General features: G+C 62.7%; 19 protein-coding genes. 9 read left to right on the top strand and 10 right to left on the bottom strand.

Translation table 11 applies throughout. The annotated features are described in order from the left end of the window. Positions 1-159 precede the first annotated feature (159 nt). Both ACGK9R_RS10885 and rlmM read left to right on the top strand, forming a co-directional pair. Entirely contained in the window at positions 160-342 is a 183-nt protein-coding gene (locus ACGK9R_RS10885) for a hypothetical protein (protein ID WP_394581108.1), read from the top strand. A gap of 147 nt (positions 343-489) precedes the next feature. Further along, a complete protein-coding gene (rlmM, locus tag ACGK9R_RS10880) occupies positions 490-1,557 on the top strand; it encodes a 23S rRNA (cytidine(2498)-2'-O)-methyltransferase RlmM (protein ID WP_394581106.1) in 1,068 nt (355 codons plus the stop codon). A 17-nt stretch (positions 1,558-1,574) separates the two neighbouring features. Here rlmM and ACGK9R_RS10875 read toward each other — a convergent pair whose 3' ends face one another. Further along, positions 1,575-1,862 carry an antibiotic biosynthesis monooxygenase family protein gene (locus ACGK9R_RS10875; RefSeq protein WP_394581104.1) on the bottom strand — a complete coding sequence of 96 codons (288 nt, stop codon included), beginning with the start codon at positions 1,860-1,862 and terminating at the stop codon, positions 1,575-1,577. A gap of 26 nt (positions 1,863-1,888) precedes the next feature. Here ACGK9R_RS10875 and tusA point away from each other — a divergent pair, with 26 nt between their 5' ends. Continuing rightward, positions 1,889-2,131 (top strand): sulfurtransferase TusA, encoded by a 243-nt coding sequence (gene tusA, locus ACGK9R_RS10870; protein ID WP_394581102.1) that lies wholly within the window; start codon positions 1,889-1,891, stop codon positions 2,129-2,131. A gap of 4 nt (positions 2,132-2,135) precedes the next feature. Here the strand turns inward: tusA and ACGK9R_RS10865 are convergent, their stop codons facing one another. The 3 genes from ACGK9R_RS10865 to ACGK9R_RS10855 form a co-directional block, all read right to left on the bottom strand. Continuing rightward, the gene (locus tag ACGK9R_RS10865; RefSeq protein ID WP_394581100.1) at positions 2,136-2,834 is read right to left on the bottom strand and encodes a hypothetical protein; all 699 of its coding nucleotides are present in this window, start codon (positions 2,832-2,834) and stop codon (positions 2,136-2,138) included. A 112-nt stretch (positions 2,835-2,946) separates the two neighbouring features. Further along, positions 2,947-3,933: a DUF3080 family protein gene (locus ACGK9R_RS10860; RefSeq protein WP_394581098.1), complete on the bottom strand. Its 987-nt coding sequence runs from the start codon at positions 3,931-3,933 to the stop codon at positions 2,947-2,949. Beyond that, positions 3,930-5,372 carry an MATE family efflux transporter gene (locus tag ACGK9R_RS10855; protein WP_394581096.1) on the bottom strand — a complete coding sequence of 481 codons (1,443 nt, stop codon included), beginning with the start codon at positions 5,370-5,372 and terminating at the stop codon, positions 3,930-3,932. Before ACGK9R_RS10855 ends, ACGK9R_RS10860 begins: the two co-directional genes overlap by 4 nt. A 149-nt stretch (positions 5,373-5,521) precedes the next feature. On the opposite strand from ACGK9R_RS10855, the gene ACGK9R_RS10850 reads away from it, so the two are divergent. Next, a complete protein-coding gene (locus tag ACGK9R_RS10850; RefSeq protein ID WP_394581094.1) occupies positions 5,522-6,082 on the top strand; it encodes an elongation factor P hydroxylase in 561 nt (186 codons plus the stop codon). On the opposite strand, the gene ACGK9R_RS10845 is transcribed toward ACGK9R_RS10850, so the two are convergent. Further along, on the bottom strand, positions 6,079-6,561 hold the full coding sequence (locus tag ACGK9R_RS10845) for a hypothetical protein (protein ID WP_394581092.1): 483 nt from the start codon (positions 6,559-6,561) through the stop codon (positions 6,079-6,081). The two genes, ACGK9R_RS10850 and ACGK9R_RS10845, sit on opposite strands and share 4 nt — an antisense overlap. A 1-nt stretch (position 6,562) precedes the next feature. Continuing rightward, complete coding sequence (locus tag ACGK9R_RS10840; RefSeq protein WP_394581090.1) at positions 6,563-7,423, bottom strand: TatD family hydrolase; 861 nt, start codon at positions 7,421-7,423, stop codon at positions 6,563-6,565. Between the two features lie 182 nt (positions 7,424-7,605). Between ACGK9R_RS10840 and ACGK9R_RS10835 the strand changes: the two genes are divergently transcribed. Both ACGK9R_RS10835 and ACGK9R_RS10830 read left to right on the top strand, forming a co-directional pair. Further along, entirely contained in the window at positions 7,606-9,258 is a 1,653-nt protein-coding gene (locus ACGK9R_RS10835; protein WP_394581088.1) for a fatty acid--CoA ligase, read from the top strand. Positions 9,259-9,357: 99 nt separating this feature from the next. Next, positions 9,358-11,274, top strand: a complete 1,917-nt coding sequence (locus ACGK9R_RS10830) for an ATP-binding cassette domain-containing protein (RefSeq protein ID WP_394581086.1) — start codon at positions 9,358-9,360, stop codon at positions 11,272-11,274. A 69-nt stretch (positions 11,275-11,343) separates the two neighbouring features. Here ACGK9R_RS10830 and ACGK9R_RS10825 read toward each other — a convergent pair whose 3' ends face one another. Further along, positions 11,344-11,796: a universal stress protein gene (locus ACGK9R_RS10825; protein WP_394581084.1), complete on the bottom strand. Its 453-nt coding sequence runs from the start codon at positions 11,794-11,796 to the stop codon at positions 11,344-11,346. 164 nt (positions 11,797-11,960) lie between these two features. Between ACGK9R_RS10825 and ACGK9R_RS10820 the strand changes: the two genes are divergently transcribed. Further along, positions 11,961-12,470 (top strand): preprotein translocase subunit YajC, encoded by a 510-nt coding sequence (locus tag ACGK9R_RS10820; RefSeq protein WP_394581082.1) that lies wholly within the window; start codon positions 11,961-11,963, stop codon positions 12,468-12,470. Here the strand turns inward: ACGK9R_RS10820 and slyA are convergent, their stop codons facing one another. Then, on the bottom strand, positions 12,471-12,923 hold the full coding sequence (gene slyA / locus ACGK9R_RS10815) for a transcriptional regulator SlyA (RefSeq protein WP_394581080.1): 453 nt from the start codon (positions 12,921-12,923) through the stop codon (positions 12,471-12,473). It abuts the gene before it with no gap. 70 nt (positions 12,924-12,993) lie between these two features. Then, complete coding sequence (locus ACGK9R_RS10810; protein WP_394581078.1) at positions 12,994-14,145, bottom strand: DUF5924 family protein; 1,152 nt, start codon at positions 14,143-14,145, stop codon at positions 12,994-12,996. Positions 14,146-14,413: 268 nt separating this feature from the next. Between ACGK9R_RS10810 and fadB the strand changes: the two genes are divergently transcribed. After that, the gene (gene fadB, locus ACGK9R_RS10805; RefSeq protein ID WP_394581076.1) at positions 14,414-16,585 is read left to right on the top strand and encodes a fatty acid oxidation complex subunit alpha FadB; all 2,172 of its coding nucleotides are present in this window, start codon (positions 14,414-14,416) and stop codon (positions 16,583-16,585) included. Between the two features lie 26 nt (positions 16,586-16,611). Continuing rightward, positions 16,612-17,790, top strand: coding sequence for an acetyl-CoA C-acyltransferase FadA (gene fadA, locus ACGK9R_RS10800; protein WP_394581074.1), 1,179 nt, complete (start codon positions 16,612-16,614; stop codon positions 17,788-17,790). Between the two features lie 56 nt (positions 17,791-17,846). Here fadA and ACGK9R_RS10795 read toward each other — a convergent pair whose 3' ends face one another. Then, positions 17,847-18,311 carry a flavodoxin family protein gene (locus ACGK9R_RS10795; protein WP_394581072.1) on the bottom strand — a complete coding sequence of 155 codons (465 nt, stop codon included), beginning with the start codon at positions 18,309-18,311 and terminating at the stop codon, positions 17,847-17,849. Positions 18,312-18,328 lie beyond the last annotated feature (17 nt).

The following is an 18,328-nucleotide window of genomic DNA, read 5'->3' as shown; positions in this document are numbered from 1 at the left end:
GAAAGCCCCGGGCACAGTGTGTCCGGGGCTTTTTCATGTGCACGTGAAAAGCGATATGCGCCTCGTTGACTCTTTTCACGCTACACTTGATTGGGCAAACGCCGCAGAATAAACCGTCGAAATCGTATTCAGGGAGAGAATAAAGTGAATGAGACGTGGATGAAAAAGGTGTGGATGGCCGCGCTCATCGCTTTATTAGCGGGTGGCTTGGCGGCCTGTGATAACAACGATAGTCAAGGCCCAGCGGAAGAGGCTGGCGAGAGTCTCGACGATGGTATCGAAAGCGCTGGTGAGAGCATCGAGGAAGCCGGTCAGAGCATCGAAGAAGCCGCAGAAGATTGATACCGCGACCGCAGCCCGGGAATAACAAGCACAGCCGCCTCTATCGGGCGGCTGTTTTATATTTCTGCGCCAGAGCCTGCCCAATAAGCGTTTCAGGTGGTGGTATCATGGGGCAGAACATCGAAGTAATTTGAAATGGAGTCAACTTTGAGTGAAATAGCGCCCTCAACGTGGCTGGTGTACTGCCGCCCCGGTTTCGAGCCCGATGTGCTGGCGGAGATGCAGCATCACGCGGCGCTTTCGGGCGTGGCCTGCACGCCAACCCTGGGGGAGGGCTGGGCAAGTCTTTCACGTCAGGATCACGAGCCCATCAATGCGCTGCACCGCGAGGCGCATTTTTCGTCACTCATCTTTGCCCGCCAGAGCCTGGCCGCCCTGGCGCCGCTGACGCTCTCCCGCGATGACCGCCTTTCGCCGATTCTCGAGCAGGTCAAGCAGAGCCGCTGGAGCTTCGAGGAGATCTGGCACGAGACACCGGATACCAACGACGGCAAGGCGCTGGCAGGTTTGATCAAGGCGCTGACCAAACCGCTCGAGAGCCTGCTGAAAAAGCGCGGCGCGCTGCGGCGCAAGGCCGGCGGGCGCCGCCTGCACCTGTTCTGGAGCGGCGGCGACCGCGTTCAGCTCGGCATCAGCTTTCCGGGCAATCGCAGCGAACTCAGAAACGGCATCCAGCGGCTGCGCTTTCCTTCGCGGGCGCCAAGCCGTTCGACGCTCAAGCTCGAAGAGGCGTGGCACGCGTTCATTCCCCGCGATGAGTGGGACGAGCGACTAGCCGAGCACATGCAGGCAGCGGATCTGGGCGCCGCGCCCGGCGGCTGGACCTGGCAGCTCGTTCAGCGCGGTATGTACGTCTACGCCATCGACAACGGACCGATGGACAAGGCATTGATGAGCACCGGTCAGGTCGATCATTTGAAAGAGGATGGTTTTGTCTGGGCGCCGGCCAAGCGACTGGATTGGCTGGTGTGCGATATCGTCGACAAACCGGTACGGGTGATCGCCATGGTCGAGCGCTGGCTGACGAGGCGCTGGTGCCGCGAGGCGGTGTTCAACCTCAAGCTGCCGATGAAAAAGCGCTGGGACGAGGTAACGCGGTGTCTTCAAACCCTTGATGAAGCGATGACTGCAGCCGGCGTGCGCTTCGAGATGCGCTGCCGGCATCTTTATCACGATCGTGAAGAGGTCACGGTGCACGTACGGCTATTGACCTGACGAAACACTTGGCCAAGTTAGAGGACCGGTTCGAAGATCTCCACGCTTTCCTCTTCGGTAAGAAGCGGCAGAATATGCGCCATGGCGTTGGCCCGCTCCTCGCTTTGGTACCACTTTTTCCAGGCGCGCGCATCACGCCATCGGGTGATCATCAGCCGCCGATCCGGTTGGCCTACCTTGACCAGGGTTTCACCGCCAATGAAGCCGCGCGCGCCGAGCGAAGCGCGCATCGCCTCGCGCGCGGCCTGCTCATACTCCTCTTCCAGACCGGGCATGATGCGTCGTTCGATGATAACTTTAACCATGTGCCATTTCCTTACCGAGACCCGAGATGACTGACGCGACCCCTTCCTGCGATGCGACCCTGGATACCACCGGCCTTTACTGCCCCGAACCCATCATGCTGATGCACAACAAGGTTCGGGACATGGGCTCTGGCCAAACGCTTCAGGTCGTCGCTACCGACCCGGCCACTACGCGCGATGTGCCCAAGTTCTGCCAGTTTCTGGGGCACGAGCTGTTAGAGCAGCAAGAGAGTGAAGGCGAATACCGCTACTTCATTCGCCTGGCCTGATGCGCTACTCGTCGTCGGGTACCACCATCATCGAAAGCGCTTCGAGCGTCGCCGGATCCTCTTCGAGGATCCGGTTGGCGATATGGCGTTGAAAGAAGTAGACGGTCTGGTAGCGCGCATGAGCATCAAACAGGCAGGCGTCACCCAGAATGATCGGTGTCAAGTGGGCCTTCTCCTCATCGGCGAGAAGCGCTTCCATGGTGCCGTTGCTGTAAAGGCGCCAGCCGAAGACCGGCTTCATGTGCCAGGGGGCATCTTCCCTATTCATGCAGAGCGCGTGGGTGCCAAGCACGTCGGGAATCTGCTGAATCAGCGCGACGTCCTTCGAGGCTTCGTACTCGAAGTAATCGGCTGCCGCGGTCAGCTCGGCGTACTTGTGTTCGGGAGGAGCGTCGAAAATCTCTTCGGTTTCAGGGTCCCGATAGCCGAAGAAGCGGCCGTTTTCATGGCTTTCGAGTTCACTGCACGGGCTGAGGCCGTCCATCCAGGGCACCAATCCCACCACGTCGCCGTCGTCGCGCAGTCCCCAGGCCAGTATCGGCAGGCCGTAATAGGTGTCGGGACTCGCAGCGAGCTGGTAAACCATTTCGAGACCGTCGAGCTCCGGAGCCAGACGGATCACGCACTTTCGCGCCTGCTGACGTTGGCGCGCGGTTTCCAGGTCGATGACCTGGGCAGAGTGGGGTGAATGGGGTATGCCCATAGTGTCCCTCCTGGTGCTGCGTGGTCACGACGTTGGCAGGCGGCATTTGCCTGCCTCTTGAATCAACCAATAGCACAGGTTGGCCACCAGGTTAAGGGCGGGGCATTACTTTTTAGTCAACGCCGGCGCTGGCCTCGCAGGCAGGGTAGGCCATGCGAAGAGCCAGGTGTTCGGCAAGCGCCACCTGATAACGAGACCAGGGGGTATTCGGATCGTCCAGCGACAGCCAGCGGCTTTGATACTCGGCGACCGCCACGGGCGGAGTGACATCGTGGGCTTGAAACAGCGCGTTGACCGCCGTGAGCCAGCGCCGAGCCATACTCGAAAGCGGCGCAAGCTCATCCGGCCAGCGAGGTAGGCAGACGGCTTCCGGCGAGTCGAGCGCGAGCAATCGGTTGGCCTCGTCAAGCCGCGTGGCTGCCAGCAGAAGCGTGCGCAGTATCTCAGCGGTTAGCGGCCGCGACTGAAGGGTTTTCAGGTGATTTTCCAGCGTTGCCGAGTCGGCCTGCCAATCGAGGCTGTAGGTGTTGTCCACCATGGTCTCGAGATAGTAAAGCGCCTCGAGCTCGCGGGTAATATCGGGCAGCGCTGCCAACTCCAGCGGCTGGCTCGCCCGGGCGAAGTTTTTCTCCCACTCCTCGGATTCGAACAGCGCGTTAAAGCCCACTGCCGGAAGCTGCGTGGTCTTGAGTTGGGTCAAGGTGTCGAGCCGCTCCCGGTCGCTGTCAGCCAGCGACTTACCCACCTCACCGCGTTGACAGCGCTCGAGCCGCTGCCACAGCGTACGCTCGTAAAGCCAGTGCTGGCTGGGGGGCGCCACGCGCCCGAGCTGGTTGTTGCGCGCCGCTACCAGCGAGGTGATATCGCATTCGCGCAGCGCGTAGACGTTGAGCATGCTTTCGCGCATCTCCGGCACCGTGATCAGGCGCTCGCGCCGCTCGGGAAACGCGCCGATGTTGCCCGGCGCTCGCTGCTCGATCGCCGGTGTGTCGAGCGCCTCGGAAAGCGCCTGGTGATAGCGCTGCCACACCGGGTCGTCGGCGCTTTGGCAGCCGGTCAGTAAGAACGCAGCGACGACGGCACCGAGCAGCCGTTTCATGCAGGCTCCTTGACGGCGGTGACCCCCTGACGGCTGATCCACTTCAAACGCCAGCCCAGAAGAAGGGCGGCGGTACTCAGCCCCGCGATCAGGCCGATCCAGTAGCCGTGCACGCCCAGCGGCTCGGTCAAACCGGCCAGCCCTCGGGTGCCCAGCCAGTAGCCGCCGCCGAGCCCCACGATCCAGTAGGAAAGCACCGTGATCACCATGACGATACGCGTATCCTTGTAGCCGCGTAGCGCACCGGCGAGGTTGACCTGCAGCGAATCGGATAGCTGGAAAATGACCGCCAGCGCAATGATGGTCAGCGTAAGTGCTTGAATCTCTGGATTGGCAGTATAGAGCGCGATCACCGGCTTTGCGCTGAGCCATAAAAACGCGCTGTTGATCGCAGCGATGATGACGCTGATAGCGATGCCGTTCCAGGCCACGTGTCTGGCGTGCGCCGGGCGCTGTTGCCCCAGCGTATTGCCGACCCGTACGGTGAGCGCCATGCTTAATGACAGCGGTAGCATGAACAGAAGTGACGTGTAGCTCAACGCGATCTGGTGGGCACCAACGGTTACCTCGCCAAGACTTGCGATGAACAGCGCGATCAGTGTGAATAGTGTTACCTCGACGAAAATGGCCACGCCGATCGGCATGCCCACCACCACGAGTTCGCGAATACCCGCAACGCCTGGAAGGTGAAGGCGCTGCCAGAGCGTCACGCTCTCGTAGCTACGGCCACGCGCGGTATAGCAGGCCATGGCCAGCGCCATCGTCCACATGGATATGGCCGTGGCGATACCGCAGCCCAACGCGCCGAGCGCCGGTAGCTCGCGGACGAAAGCCGGTAGGGAATCGCCGAATAGCGCGGTTAGCCCATCACCGCCGTAAATCAGCACGTAGTTGCTGGGAATGTTGACGGCCAATCCGATGAGGCTGATCCAGAGCGCTGGGCGGGTATGGTTCATGCCATCGGAAAATGCGCGCAGCGCCTGAAACAGCGCGATACCCGGCATGCCGAAGGCGACGGCGGCCAGGTAGGCGCGCGACTCCTGCGCGGTGCTTTGGGGCACGTTCATTAACTCGAAGATCGGCGCGACCACGGTATGCAAAAGCAGCGCCGCGACCAGGCCCAACGCCAGGGCCACCCAGAGCGCCTGATGAACGGCGCGCGGAATGTCGCCGTTGCGCTGCCCACCGAGCAGGTGCGCCACGATCGGCGTCAGCCCCATCAGGGTGCCGGTCATGAACAGCATCAACGGCGCCCAAAGGCTGTTACCTACCGATACCGCAGCAAGCGTCGTGGCGCCGAAGCGACCGGCCATCATGGTGTCCACGACGCCGATGGCGGCTTGGGCGAGCTGCGCGCCGCAGATCGGCAGCGCCAACGCGATCAGGGTTCGCGTTTCAGGCCAATAGGTGGTTTTGATACGATGTGAAACGGCGCCCAAGGAGTGGCTCCTGTAACGTATGAGGATCCGGGAAAGGGCGCTAGCGTAGCAAATTTCACCGCCGTTTTCGCTCGAAAGCGCCTTTGGGCACCGGGAATGGCGCCGCTTATGCGCACTCACCTTTTTTAATTGTTAAAAGCGAAACGATAGTGACAGAAACCCTCGAGCGCTGGACGCTTGCCGATATTACGGCGCTATTCGACGGCGTGTTCGCCGACACGTTCAACACCCGTTTGATCAAGGGCGGCAACGAGCCCTTGTACCTGCCGGCCACGAGCGAGACGGCATACTGCCAGGTCATTTTCGCGAATGGCTTTTTCGCCAGCGCCCTGCACGAGATCAGCCACTGGTGCATTGCCGGCGCCCAGCGTCGCGAGCTCGAGGATTATGGCTACTGGTATCTGCCGGACGGGCGCGACAGCGCGCAGCAGGCGGCGTTCGAAAAGGCCGAAGTGGCTCCCCAGGCGCTGGAGTATCTTTTTACCTGCGCCTGCGAGCGCCCCTTTAATGTCAGCGTCGATAACCTGGGCGGCGCGGTGGAGGTTGACCGCAGCGCGTTCGAGGCGCAAGTGTTCGAACGCGCCGCGCGCTTCGAGCGCGAAGGGTTACCCGAACGCGCTCGGGCATTCCGCCAAGCGCTGCTTCGCTTTTATCAACGGGGCGAGACGCTTGAGCGCGCCATCGAGGCGGGTATTAAAACGTTGGGTTAGTCCTCGCCCTCGCTCAAGCGCTGGTGCACGGCGAGCATCACTTCGACCTCGTGCTCGGCACGCATGGGCTCAAGGCCCCGATCGCTGAAGGTGTCGCCGCGCAAGCGGTGCCATTCGCCGCTGCCCAGATGCTCGTAGAGCACGTGCGCCGGGGCAAGTTCGATGAAGGGGTCGAGTCCGTAAGTATCGAAAAGCCTGGCCAGCGCCGCTTCGTCCTCGCCGTTGTCGCTGGTGTAGAGCGTGGCCGAGAAGTGGTCGGTTTCGAGCTCGCGGATCACGTCCAGCGGGCTAACGCCAAGGCTTTCGAGCTCTTCGATGCTGTAGGCGCCGGAGACGTTGGTGTCCTCCTCGATCCAGCTGTCGTCGGGTTGAATCAGCGTCTGCTTGATACGCCCATCCGGCAGCGACCAGGCGATCGCCAGCGGCAGGCCATCCTCTTCGCCGGTTTCGATGGCGATAAATCCGGGGGTGTCGGCCACATTAACTCTCCTGTGAAGCGGTATCGAGATTGAAAAAGTCCCGAGCGGTGCGCGTGGTTTCAAGCGCCAGCGCACCTTCCTCGAGGCCCATCCAGTGGGCGATCTCGCGGTTGATCCAGGGCAGCAGCGCCGGCTCGTGGCGCCGCCCCTTGAGCTTCGCCGGCAGGTTGCGCGGCAAGAGATACGGGCAGTCGGTTTCGAGCATCAGCCGGTTCAGCGGTATCTCTTTCACCAGCGGGCGTAAATGATGGCCGCGGCGCTCGTCGCAGATCCAGCCGGTCAGGCCGATATGCAGGTCGAGATCGAGATAGCCGTAGAGCGTTTTCGCCTCGCCGGTGAAGCAGTGAATCACCGCCCTTGAGATATCGTCGCGCCAGGCCTTGAGGATCTCCTGCATCCTGGTGCCCGCGTCGCGCTCGTGTAGAAACAGCGGCAATCCGCTCTCGGCGGCAAGCGCGAGCTGCGCCTCGAACGCCTTCTCCTGCTCGGCGGAGGTGGAGAAGTTGCGGTTGAAGTCGAGCCCGCACTCGCCGACCGCTACCACGGCGCTCTCCCTGTGAAGCGCTGCCATCTGGCGCGCGAGCTCATCACTCCAGCGGCTGGCGTCGTGGGGGTGAACGCCGGCGGTGGCGTAAAGGCCGGGAAAGCGCTCGGCCATTGCCACGGCCTGCTCGGCGTGGGCGAGATCGGTGCCGGTGACGATCATCGTCGTCACGTTGGCTTTTTGTGCGCGCTCAATCACCGCATCCAGATCGCGCGTAAAGCTTTCGTGGGTCAGGTTGGCGCCGATATCCACCAGCGCCTCGCGCGGGCGAAAACAAAGCGCTTCGGGTAAAAAGGATGGCGTGTCGGTTGTGGTCAAACCCGGCTCCTGCAGGTGGGCGCCTTATCGGCAAAAATTGAATCGCGCCATTGTAACGGGTGAGGGGGACGCCCGGCTAATACCAAAGCAGAAGGGTGACGGATTGCGCCGCGCCGACGGGCGGTGAACACTGAAGGCGATCAAACAGCCGTTTAACACGCCAATAAAAAAGCGAGCCGCCCATGCAAAACGCCACTCCCAAAATTTTGCCCGCCACCGCCTCGGCGACCAATCCGCCGCTGTTGATTCGTGATCTTCTTACCGCCGGGGTACGCGTTGCCGGCGACAACCCGATCGTCTACCGCGATCACTCGCGTCATGACTATCGGCGTTTCGAAGAGCGTGTGCATCAGCTCGCGCAGATGCTGACCACCATGGGTGTCTCCGCCGGCGACGTGGTCGCGGTGCTCGATTGGGACAGCCAGCGCTACCTGGAGTGCTTTTTTGCCATTCCCATGATCGGCGCGGTGTTGCATACCGTGAACGTGCGCCTGGCGCCGGAGCAGATTCTCTACACCATGGACCACGCCGAGGATGTCTTCGTGCTGACCCACGAGGATTTTTTGCCGCTGCTCGAGCCGCTGGCGCCAAAACTCGATCGGGTGCGCGGCTACGTGCTCTGCCAGGAGACACCCCAAACGGTGACGTCATCGCTTGACCTGCTTGGCGAGTACGAGGCGCTTCTCGCCGAGCAGCCGACGCATTTTGACTTTCCCACCTTCGATGAAAACGCCGTGGCCACGCTGTTCTACACGACCGGCACCACCGGTAACCCGAAGGGCGTGTTCTTCACACATCGCCAGTTGGTGCTGCACACCTTGAGCGAGGCCAACCTGTTCCAGGCCAGGGGCGTCGAGCTGCTCAGCCGCGACAAGGTGTACATGCCGATCACGCCGATGTTTCACGTACACGCTTGGGGCGTGCCCTATACCGCCACGCTGCTCGGCGCCACCCAAGTGTATCCCGGTCGCTACGACGCCGACATGCTGGTCAAACTGCTCGTCGAGGAGCGGGTCGATTTTTCCCACTGTGTCCCAACGCTGCTCAACATGGTGCTGAGCACCGACGCCGTGGCCTCCAGGCGGGTTGATCTCACCGGCTGGAAAGTGCTGCTCGGCGGCAGTGCCCTGACTCAAACGCTTTGCCGGCGCGCCTGGGCGCTGGGTGTCGATACCCGCACTGCCTACGGCATGTCGGAGACCTGCCCGGTGGTGACGATCGACGTTCTACCGCGCCACGTGGAACAGGCCGACTACGAGACTCATATCCCCTGGCGCTGCAAGGCGGGGCTTCCCGCGCCCTTCGTCGATCTAGAGGTGGTCGATACCGACGGTCAGCCGCTACCCAACGATGGCCAAAGCGTGGGTGAAGTGCGTATGAAAGCGCCCTGGCTGACTCAGGCCTATTTCAAGGAAGAGACGCGCAGCGAAGAGCTCTGGCGGGATGGTTGGCTGCACACCGGCGATGTGGGCTCGATCGACGAGGCGGGGTTTTTGACCATCAGCGACCGCATCAAGGACGTGATCAAGACCGGCGGCGAGTGGCTTTCGTCGCTTGAGCTTGAAAGCCTGTTGAGCCAGCACCCGGAGGTAATGGAAGTGGCGGTGGTGGGCGTGTTTGATGAAAAGTGGGGCGAGCGCCCGGTGGCCTGGGTGGTGCCCGGCAACCTCTTTGAGCCGCCTTCGGCCCAAGCGCTGACTGCCTTTATGGAGCGTTTCGTCGATGAGGGCAAACTCAATCGCTGGGGCGTGCCGCGAGATATTCGGATTGTCGACGAGATACCCAAGACCAGCGTTGGCAAGCTGAATAAAAAGCGTATTCGAAGCGGGCTCTGAGCCGTCGGAGCCGGATGGCTTTGGCAGCGCGGATTCGAGTTCACCGTTCCCCCGGGCCATGCGTTACACTGTGCGCCCGACGACGATGGAGGATACCGCGTGACCCTGTTACGACTCGAACAGCTACAGTTGGCCTACGGCACCCACATCCTGCTGGACCGTGCGGAGCTGACGTTGGAGAAGGGCGAGCGGCTGGCGCTGGTGGGTCGCAACGGCACCGGCAAGTCGACGCTTTTGAAGCTGGTCGCCGGCGAGTTCCAGGCCGACGACGGTGCGATCTGGCGCGCGCCGGGCTTGAAGGTGGGCGTGCTCGCCCAGGAGCTGCCGGAGTCCTCCGGCATGACGATATTCGACGTGGTCGCGATGGGCCTGCCGGAAGCTGGCGAGCTTCTATCCGAATACCAGCATCTGATCAACGACCCCAACCCGGACATGAACCGGATGGCGACGCTTCAAACGCGTATCGAGGCGATCGACGGCTGGTCGTTTCACCAGCGCATCGATGTCGTGCTGACGCGTCTGGGGCTGCCGCCGGAGGCGGAGATGAACGCGCTCTCCGGCGGCTGGCGCCGGCGCGTGGCACTGGCGCGCGCGCTGGTCTCAGAGCCGGATCTTTTGCTGCTCGACGAGCCCACCAACCACCTGGATCTCGATACCATCGCTTGGTTGGAGGAGCAGCTTCTTGCCTTCAACGGCGCGGTGCTCCTGATTACCCACGACCGGGCGTTTCTTTCGAAACTGGCGACCAACATCCTCGAGCTCGACCGCGGCAAGCTCGGCCGCTACCCGGGCAAGTACGAGGAGTACCAGGCGCGCAAGCAGCACGAGTTGGAAGTGGAGGCGCGGGAGAACGCCGAATTCGACAAGAAGCTCGCCCAGGAAGAGACCTGGATTCGCCAGGGCATCAAGGCGCGGCGTACCCGCAACGAAGGCCGTGTACGCGCGCTCGAGGCGATGCGCGCCGAGCGCAGTCAGCGCCGCGAACGTCAGGGCAGCGCCAATTTGTCGGTGGATAGCGGCGAGCGCACCGGCAAGCGGGTGGTCGAGCTCAAGAACGTCACCCAGCGCTTCGGCGCCGACAGGATTCTCGATAACCTCAATCTCGAAATCATGCGCGGTGACCGCATCGGCTTTCTGGGCCGTAACGGCGCCGGTAAGACCACGCTTTTGAAGATTCTGCTGGGCGAGCTCGAACCCACCGAGGGCAGCGTGCAGCTTGGCACCAACCTGAAGGTGGCCTACTTCGACCAGCTGCGCGCCGGGCTCGAGCCCGAAAAGACCGTCTACGACAACGTCGCCCAAGGCAGCGACCGGGTGAGCGTGGGTGGGCGCGACCGCCACGTGATGAGCTACCTGCAGGATTTCCTGTTCACCCCGGATCGGGTGCGCCAACCGGTCAAGGCGCTCTCCGGCGGCGAGTCCAACCGGCTGCTGCTCGCCAAGCTCTTTACCCAGCCTGCCAACGTGCTGGTGCTCGACGAGCCGACCAACGATCTCGACATGGAGACCCTCGAGCTTCTCGAGGAGCTGCTGCTCGATTTCGACGGTACGCTGCTGCTGGTCTCCCACGACCGGACCTTCATGGATAACGTGGTCACCAGCATGCTGGCCTTTGAGGGTAACGGCGCGGTGCGCGAGTACGTGGGCGGCTATACCGACTGGATCCGTCAGGGCGGCAAGCTCCCCCCGGCGCCCTGGGAGGGCGCGGCGCGCCAGAATACCGAGCCGACCGCAACAGCCGAACCCAAAAGCGAGGCCAGGCCCAAAAGCGCGCCGGCGAAAAAGTCACCCAAGCTCTCCTACCACCTGCGCCGCGAGCTCGAGGCGCTGCCCGGTGAGATCGAAACTCTGGAAGGGGAGGTCGCTGCGCTCGAGCAGGTGATCGGCGAGCCGTCGTTCTACCAAAAGCCCGCCACCGAGGTGACCGCCAAGCTCGAAGAGCTTCAGGGCGTTCAGGAGCGCCTCGACGCGGCGATGGAGCGCTGGATGGAGCTCGAGGCGATGGCGGGAGAGTAAGGACGAGAAAGTAAGCGAGATCCCGTTAAAAAGGCGCCCCGCGGGGCGCCTTTCGGGCAGTGGGAACGATTACTCGGCGGCCTGTTCGCCTTTCTGACCTACGCGCACCGCGAGTACGTCGCAGGGCGCGCCGTGCAGTACCCCGGTGGAGGTGGAACCCAAAAGCAGCGCGAAGCCGTGGCGCCCGTGGGAGCCGACGACGATCAAGTCGACGCCGTGGTCGTTGGCGAAGCGGTGGATCTCGGTGTCCGGCATGCCCACCACCACGTGCTGGTCTTCCGGCTTGACGTGGGGTGTTGCGATCTCGGCCAGACGCTTTTTAGCGTGATCGTCCAGCTGGTCCTGAATGCTGGTCAAATCCATCGGGATGTCGCCACCGTAGGCGAAGCCCAAAGGTTCCAGGGTGTGCATGATGGAAATTTTGGCGTGCTCGTTTCGCTGTGAGACGGCAATCGCGCGCTCGAGCACCCGGTGGGAGTCCTTGGTCAGGTCAACCGCGACCAGAATGTGGTGATAGCTCATGGCCCATCTCCTTCGCAATCAGCAACAAAGACCACCTTTGTCGTCGGGTCATTATTACTTTAAGCGGTGTCCCTGGTCTTAACAACGATTCAGATCAGGGTTTTTTTAAACGCTCATCGTCGGCAGGGCGAAAGCGCCGATGAAAGCCAAAAGAGAGAGACACAATGGGATGGTTGATCGTAGTGGGCGTAGTGCTTTTCGTGTTCGCGCCGGTCATGTGGCTCAAGCCAAGCCCGCGTCAAACGCGCCAGAACGCGCTGCGCGCTCACGCCCGCCGCGCGGGCGTGAGGGTGAGCCTGGAAACGCCGCCGCTACACGGCTTCAAGGGCGTGATGCCCGCCTACCGCTGGGCGTTTGCCCAGAACGCGCCGGGGCCGGACTTTCTACTCGTACGCGACGAGCAGGCGAGTGACGCGCTCGAGGCCTATCACGCCGGCTGGCGCTGGCGTATCGCGCCGCTCATGCCGATGCCGGAAAACGCCGAGGCGGTATTCAAGGCGCTGCTCGAGCGCCTGCCCACGGATGCGCTGGTGGTCGAATCCAACGCCCACACGCTCACGCTCTGGTGGTGGGAGTCCCAGGGAGCAGAGCGCTTCGAGCGCTACCGCGAAGAGTTCGAGGCGCTTTGCAAGGCGCTCGGCGGTCAGGCCGACCACCTGGCGCTGTCGCGTTAATCAAGCGTTCGAACCCTGTTGGTCCCGTGCCTGAATGGCCAGGCCGTTGGCTTCGATGATGCCGAGCCATTCGTTGAGCTTTTCGAGCTGCTCCTCGTCGAGGCCTTCGAAAATTTCCGTGCGCGCCTGGCTTGCGACGCTGTCGATCTGCTCGAGTAGCGGCGTCGCTTTTGGGGTCAGGAAAATGCGCTTGCTGCGCCGGTCGTTGTCGCAGGCGCGCCGCTCGATCAGCCCCTGCTCTTCAAGCTGGCCCAGGGTGCGCACAAGTGACGGCGCCTCGACGCCGATCGCCTTGGCCAGATCGCACTGGGGGTGGCCCTCGCCCATCCGCCATAGATGGTAAAGAGTAACCCAGCGCGTTTGGGTCAATCCCAGCGGTGCCAGCCGCCGGTCCAGAATGGAGCGCCAGAGGTGGGGCAAACGCGAAAGTCGAAAACCGATTGATGAAGCCATGATACGGTCCGTTAGTGTGTTAACCGGATTGTCGTGAGCCCGGGCGCTGAATGCAAGCGCGGGTCCAACATCAGCGCGGCTCGCTTTCAGCGCTCTCTCCACGCCCGGCGACGAAACGGTCCATATGCAGCCGGCTCAAGCCGCTGGCGCGGACCTGCCCATCGGCGACGCTCGCCTGCGTTGAATTTTCGTCCACCGTAAAGCGAATCAGGCCCAAACGCTGGCCGCCGTCGGTCATGATATCGACCCGCCAATCACCCTCGGGCTCGGCAGGGAAGTTGGTCTTGTGACTCCAGGCGCGGTAGCCCTGTTCACGTCCGCCGCTGATCGAAAGCTCGACGTTGTCGAGCGCCTGGCCGTTGTGATGCCAAACGTGGTGTATGGTTTCGCTCAAGCCTCGGGGTGCGCGAATGGCAGTATAGACGTAAAGGCCGCTTTCGCTCAGCGCCGCCGGAGTAAGCGTCATTTCACCCAGCGGGGAGCGATTGGCGCTATCGAAGCCTGGCGAAAGTGCGCTGGCGGTCATCCAGAGCGTGGCCGGGGGCACCCACACCCGCCCCATCCAGCCGACCAACGCCAGTCCCGAGAGAAGCCCCAGAAACAGACACCAGCGCTTAAGCGTGCGCACCTTTACAAGATGCCAGAAGCTTGGCAGCGCAATCAGCACGGTCAGGCAAAGCGCCAGCAGCAGACTCTCGCCGGTGCTCAGGTGCAGCATGATCGGTAGAATCACCAGCAGCACCAGAAAGACGCACTGGGCGTGAAACAGAAAGTAGAGGCTTCGCGAGCGCCCAGCGAGCTTGTAGTAGAGCGGGTCGACGATCGAGAGAATCGCCATCGCCACCACCAAAAGCGCGAATAAAAGCTGGCCGCTGTTCCATACCGTGGTGATCAGCACGAACGGCAGGGTAAAAAAGAGCGTTTCCTGGTGAATCATCTGCGCAATGAAAGTGGTCACCATGCGCGGAAGCTCCGGCTGACCGCGCTTTCGCAGCACCCGCGACAGCACGCCTTCCGACAGCATCAGCGCCCAGGCCAGCAAAAGCCCGAGCGCCAGCGCCGCGCCCAGCCACTGCTGGCGGTCGACCAGGAAAAAACTGCCGAGCCCGGCGGCGAAGGCGACGGGGGGCCACAGAAAGGCCCAGGGTTTGAGCCGAATGACGATGCGTTCGGCAAGTGACTGCCACCTGGCCATGCGGGATGGAGTCAGAAAAGCGCCCATGGCGGTTCACTCGTTGAGAAAACGCCTATAATCCCAGGGATTGCAACGAAAGTCGATAGAGCCGCGGCGAGCCTTGTAGTGCAAGGGCTCAACCTGCATCTGCCGGAAAAAGTGCTGCGCCGGCGCGCCAAACGCCCGTGAGGAGGCTTGACGTCAACTGCCAACTCCACCAGGCTAAGGCGATCAAACGACCGTATGAAATGTGCGGCGGGGCCCATCCGGGCGCCTGCTCGAACCTGTAGAGCCCGACCCTGTGGAGATAGCGCGGATGATCTATCAAGGCAACGCCATCACGGTGGAGCGTCGTGACACCCAAGGTGGCAACAGCATCGCAACGCTCACCTTCGATCTGAAGGACGAGTCCATCAACAAGCTTTCCAGCGCCGTGGCCAAGGAGCTGGGTGAGGCGGTCAGCGCGATCGAAAGCGAGCGCGATTTGAAAGGCCTTCTGATCAAAAGCGGTAAGGACGTCTTCATCGTTGGCGCCGACATCACCGAGTTCCACGCGCTGTTCGACAAGGGCGAAGAGTACCTCGAGCAGATGAACCTCAAGGTTCACGACATCTTCAACGCCATCGAGGACTTGCCGTTTCCCACCGTGGCCGCGGTCAACGGGCTGGCGCTCGGCGGCGGCTGCGAGGTGCTCTTGACCTGCGATTTCCGCGTGATGAGCGAGAAGGGCAAGATGGGGCTGCCGGAAACCAGGCTGGGGATCCTGCCGGGCTGGGGCGGCTGCGTGCGCCTGCCGCGCTTGATCGGCGCCGACAACGCCATCGAATGGATCGCCGGCGGCAGCGAAAACCGCCCCGACGCCGCACTGAAGGTCGGCGCGGTCGACGCGGTGGTGGCTCATGACCAGCTCGAGGCCGCCGCGCTGGATCTGCTCGACCGCGCCAACGCCGGCGAGCTCGACTACCAGCGCCGCCGCGACGAGAAGAAGGGGCCTCTGAAACTCAACGCCATCGAACAGATGATGGCTTTCGAGACCGCCAAGGGGTACGTGGCCGGCAAGGCGGGCCCGCACTATCCCGCTCCCATCGAGGCGATCAAGGTGATCCAGAAGGGCGCCGGCGAAGAGCGCGGCCGCGCCCAGGCGATCGAAGCCAAGGCGTTCGCCAAACTCGCCATGAGCCCGGTGGCCTTCAACCTGGTCGGCCTATTCATGAACGACCAGGTGGTCAAGAAAAAGGCCGGCAAATACGAAAAACAGGCTCGCCCGGTCGAGCAGACCGCGGTGCTGGGCGCGGGCATCATGGGCGGCGGTATCGCCTATCAGAGTGCGTCGAAGGGCACGCCGATCCTGATGAAGGACATCAAACCGGAGGCCATCGAGCTTGGTTTGAAAGAGGCGCGCAAGCTCTTCGGCAAGCAGGTCGAGCGCAAGAAGTTCACCACGGACGAAATGGCTCAGAAGCTCACCAACATTCGCCCGACGCTCTCCTATGGCGACTTCGAGAACGTCGATCTGGTGGTCGAGGCGGTGGTCGAGAATCCGAAGGTGAAGGCGGGGGTGCTGGCCGAGGTCGAGAAGAGTGTCGGTGAGAACACCATTCTTACCTCCAACACCTCGACGATTTCGATCAACCGGCTGGCGCAGAATCTCGAGCGCCCGCAGAACTTCTGCGGTATGCACTTCTTCAACCCGGTGCACCGCATGCCGCTGGTGGAGGTCATCCGCGGCGAGAAGACCTCGGATGAAGCCGTGGCGGCCACCGTCGCCTACGCCCGCGCCATGGGTAAGACGCCGATCGTGGTCAACGACTGCCCCGGTTTTCTGGTCAACCGCGTGCTGTTTCCCTACTTTGGCGGCTTCAGCTTTCTGGTCGAGCAGGGTGCCGACTTCCAGCGCGTCGACAAGGTGATGGAGAAGTTCGGCTGGCCGATGGGCCCGGCGTACCTGCTCGACGTGGTCGGCATGGACACCGCGGTGCACGCCAACGAGGTGATGGCGGAAGGCTTCCCGGAGCGCATGGCGCGCGAGGGCAAGACCGCGATTCAGGTGATGTATGAAAACGACCGCTTGGGTCAGAAGAATGACAAGGGCTTCTACGCCTACGAGGAAGACAAGAAGGGCAAGCCGAAAAAGGTCACCGACGAGAAAGCCTACGCGCTGATCGAGGAAGTCGCCGGTGAGCGCAAGGAGTTCACGGACGAGGAGATCATCGCGCGGATGATGACGCCGCTGTGTCTTGAAACCGTGCGCTGCCTGGAGGACGGCATCGTCGATACCCCCGCCGAGGCCGATATGGCGCTGATCTACGGTATCGGCTTTCCTCCTTTCCGCGGCGGGGCGCTGCGCTACATCGACGCCATGGGGCTCGACACCTTCGTCGCCCAGGCCGAAAAGCTTGCCGATGAGCTCGGCCCGCTCTACGCGCCCACCGAGAAGCTCAAGCAGATGGCGCAAAACGGCGAACGCTTCTACCAGGCCAAGTCCTGAGTCACCGCGTACAGGAGAGAGATGAGATGAGTTTGAATCCGAGAGATATCGTGGTGGTCGACGGCGTTCGCACCGCCATGGCCAAGGCCAAGAACGGCGCCTTTCGCAACGTGCGCGCCGAGAATCTGTCCGCCGCGGTGATGCAGGCGCTTTTTGATCGCAACCCGAACATGGACCCGGCGGAGGTCGACGACGTGATCTGGGGCTGCGTCAACCAGACCCTGGAGCAGTCGATGAACATCGCCCGCAACGCGGCGATCATGACCGGCATCCCGCGCACCGTACCGGCGCAAACCGTGAACCGCCTGTGCGGCTCCTCGATGACTGCGCTGCACATCGCCGCGGCCAACATCAAGGCGGGCATGGGCGACATGTACGTCATCGGCGGTGTCGAGCACATGGAGCACGTGCCCATGGCCCACGGCGTCGACGTCAACCCGGCGGCGAGCAAGTACGCCGCCAAGGCCGCGATGATGATGGGCCTGACCGCCGAGCTTCTGGGCAAGATGCACGGCGTTACCCGCGAGGAGCAGGACAAATTCGGCGTGCGTTCTCACCAACGCGCCCAGGCCGCCAATGAGAAGGGTTACTTCGACAACGAGATCATCGGCGTCGAAGGCCACGACAGCCAGGGCTTTCGGGTCAACGTCAAGCACGACGAAGTCGTGCGTGCGGATGCCAGCCTCGAGTCCATGGCAGACCTCAAGCCGGTGTTCGACCCGAAGAACGGCACCGTCACCGCCGGCACCTCCTCGGCGCTGTCCGTCGGCGCCTCGGCGATGGCGATCATGAGCTATGAGCGTGCTCAGGCCCTGGGCCTTTCGCCGATCGCTCGGGTGCTCTCGACCGGTGTGGCCGGCTGCGATGCCTCGATCATGGGCTACGGCCCGGTGCCGGCCTCGAAAAAAGCGCTCAAGGCTGCGGGCCTGACCGCCAGGGAGATCGAGACCGTCGAACTCAACGAGGCCTTCGCCGCTCAGGGGATTCCGGTATTGAAGGATCTCGGCTTTCTCGACGACCTCGACCAGAAAGTCAACCTCCACGGCGGCGCCATTGCGCTCGGCCACCCGCTCGGCTGCTCCGGCTCGCGCATCTGCACCACGCTCTTGAATGTGATGCGCCAGCAGGACACCACGCTTGGCCTTGCCACCATGTGTATCGGCATGGGCCAGGGCGTGGCTACTGTGTTCGAGCGGCTGAAATAAGCGCAGCGTCCATCGCGCTCACGGCGAAACGGCATCCTCGGGTGCCGTTTTTCATTTTAGACGATGCCCGCCTCCAGGCTCGCCGCCATGGTCAGTCCAAGCTCGCGGCACTGCTCGATAAAGGCCTCGTCGAAGCCGCCCCGGCAAATCAGCGGCGGCTGTACCAGACGCCAGCGAAGCCCGCCGGTGATCTGCTCGATCGCCCGGCGCGTGCCGGTGCCGTCGAGCCCGGCCCTGACGTAGAAGGCAAACGCAAGGCCTTCGGTATGCTCAAGGCACGGGTAGTAGCAGCGGTCGAACAGATCCTTGGTCAGCCCGGCCATATAGCCCAGGTTTTCCGTGGTGCCGATGATGACCGCGTCGGCGGCGATGATCTCCTCCGGGGTGACCTCGAGCGGGGCGAGCGTGCGGACTTCAATATCGTCGATCGCGTCATCGCCGGCGCCTTCGACTACGGCGTCGCGCAGACGGCGGGTGTTGGGGGAGGGCGCATGGGCGATGATCAGCAGCCGTTTGGCCATGGCGGGTCTCTCTTACG

The organism is Halomonas sp. HNIBRBA4712 (assembly GCF_043558675.1).
Taxonomy (GTDB): domain Bacteria; phylum Pseudomonadota; class Gammaproteobacteria; order Pseudomonadales; family Halomonadaceae; genus Vreelandella.
This window is presented reverse-complemented; position numbering and strand designations above follow the sequence as displayed.

Excerpts from the sequence above, each read along its gene's own strand:
- ACGK9R_RS10810 (WP_394581078.1), bottom strand. The coding sequence starts at position 14,145 with ATGGGCGCTTTTCTGACTCCATCCCGCATGGCCAGGTGGCAGTCACTT.
- tusA (WP_394581102.1), top strand. The coding sequence starts at position 1,889 with ATGACTGACGCGACCCCTTCCTGCGATGCGACCCTGGATACCACCGGC.
- ACGK9R_RS10865 (WP_394581100.1), bottom strand. The coding sequence starts at position 2,834 with ATGGGCATACCCCATTCACCCCACTCTGCCCAGGTCATCGACCTGGAA.
- ACGK9R_RS10885 (WP_394581108.1), top strand. The coding sequence starts at position 160 with ATGAAAAAGGTGTGGATGGCCGCGCTCATCGCTTTATTAGCGGGTGGC.
- ACGK9R_RS10825 (WP_394581084.1), bottom strand. The coding sequence starts at position 11,796 with ATGAGCTATCACCACATTCTGGTCGCGGTTGACCTGACCAAGGACTCC.
- fadB (WP_394581076.1), top strand. The coding sequence starts at position 14,414 with ATGATCTATCAAGGCAACGCCATCACGGTGGAGCGTCGTGACACCCAA.
- fadA (WP_394581074.1), top strand. The coding sequence starts at position 16,612 with ATGAGTTTGAATCCGAGAGATATCGTGGTGGTCGACGGCGTTCGCACC.
- ACGK9R_RS10860 (WP_394581098.1), bottom strand. The coding sequence starts at position 3,933 with ATGAAACGGCTGCTCGGTGCCGTCGTCGCTGCGTTCTTACTGACCGGC.
- slyA (WP_394581080.1), bottom strand. The coding sequence starts at position 12,923 with ATGGCTTCATCAATCGGTTTTCGACTTTCGCGTTTGCCCCACCTCTGG.
- ACGK9R_RS10875 (WP_394581104.1), bottom strand. The coding sequence starts at position 1,862 with ATGGTTAAAGTTATCATCGAACGACGCATCATGCCCGGTCTGGAAGAG.
- ACGK9R_RS10820 (WP_394581082.1), top strand. The coding sequence starts at position 11,961 with ATGGGATGGTTGATCGTAGTGGGCGTAGTGCTTTTCGTGTTCGCGCCG.
- ACGK9R_RS10795 (WP_394581072.1), bottom strand. The coding sequence starts at position 18,311 with ATGGCCAAACGGCTGCTGATCATCGCCCATGCGCCCTCCCCCAACACC.
- ACGK9R_RS10835 (WP_394581088.1), top strand. The coding sequence starts at position 7,606 with ATGCAAAACGCCACTCCCAAAATTTTGCCCGCCACCGCCTCGGCGACC.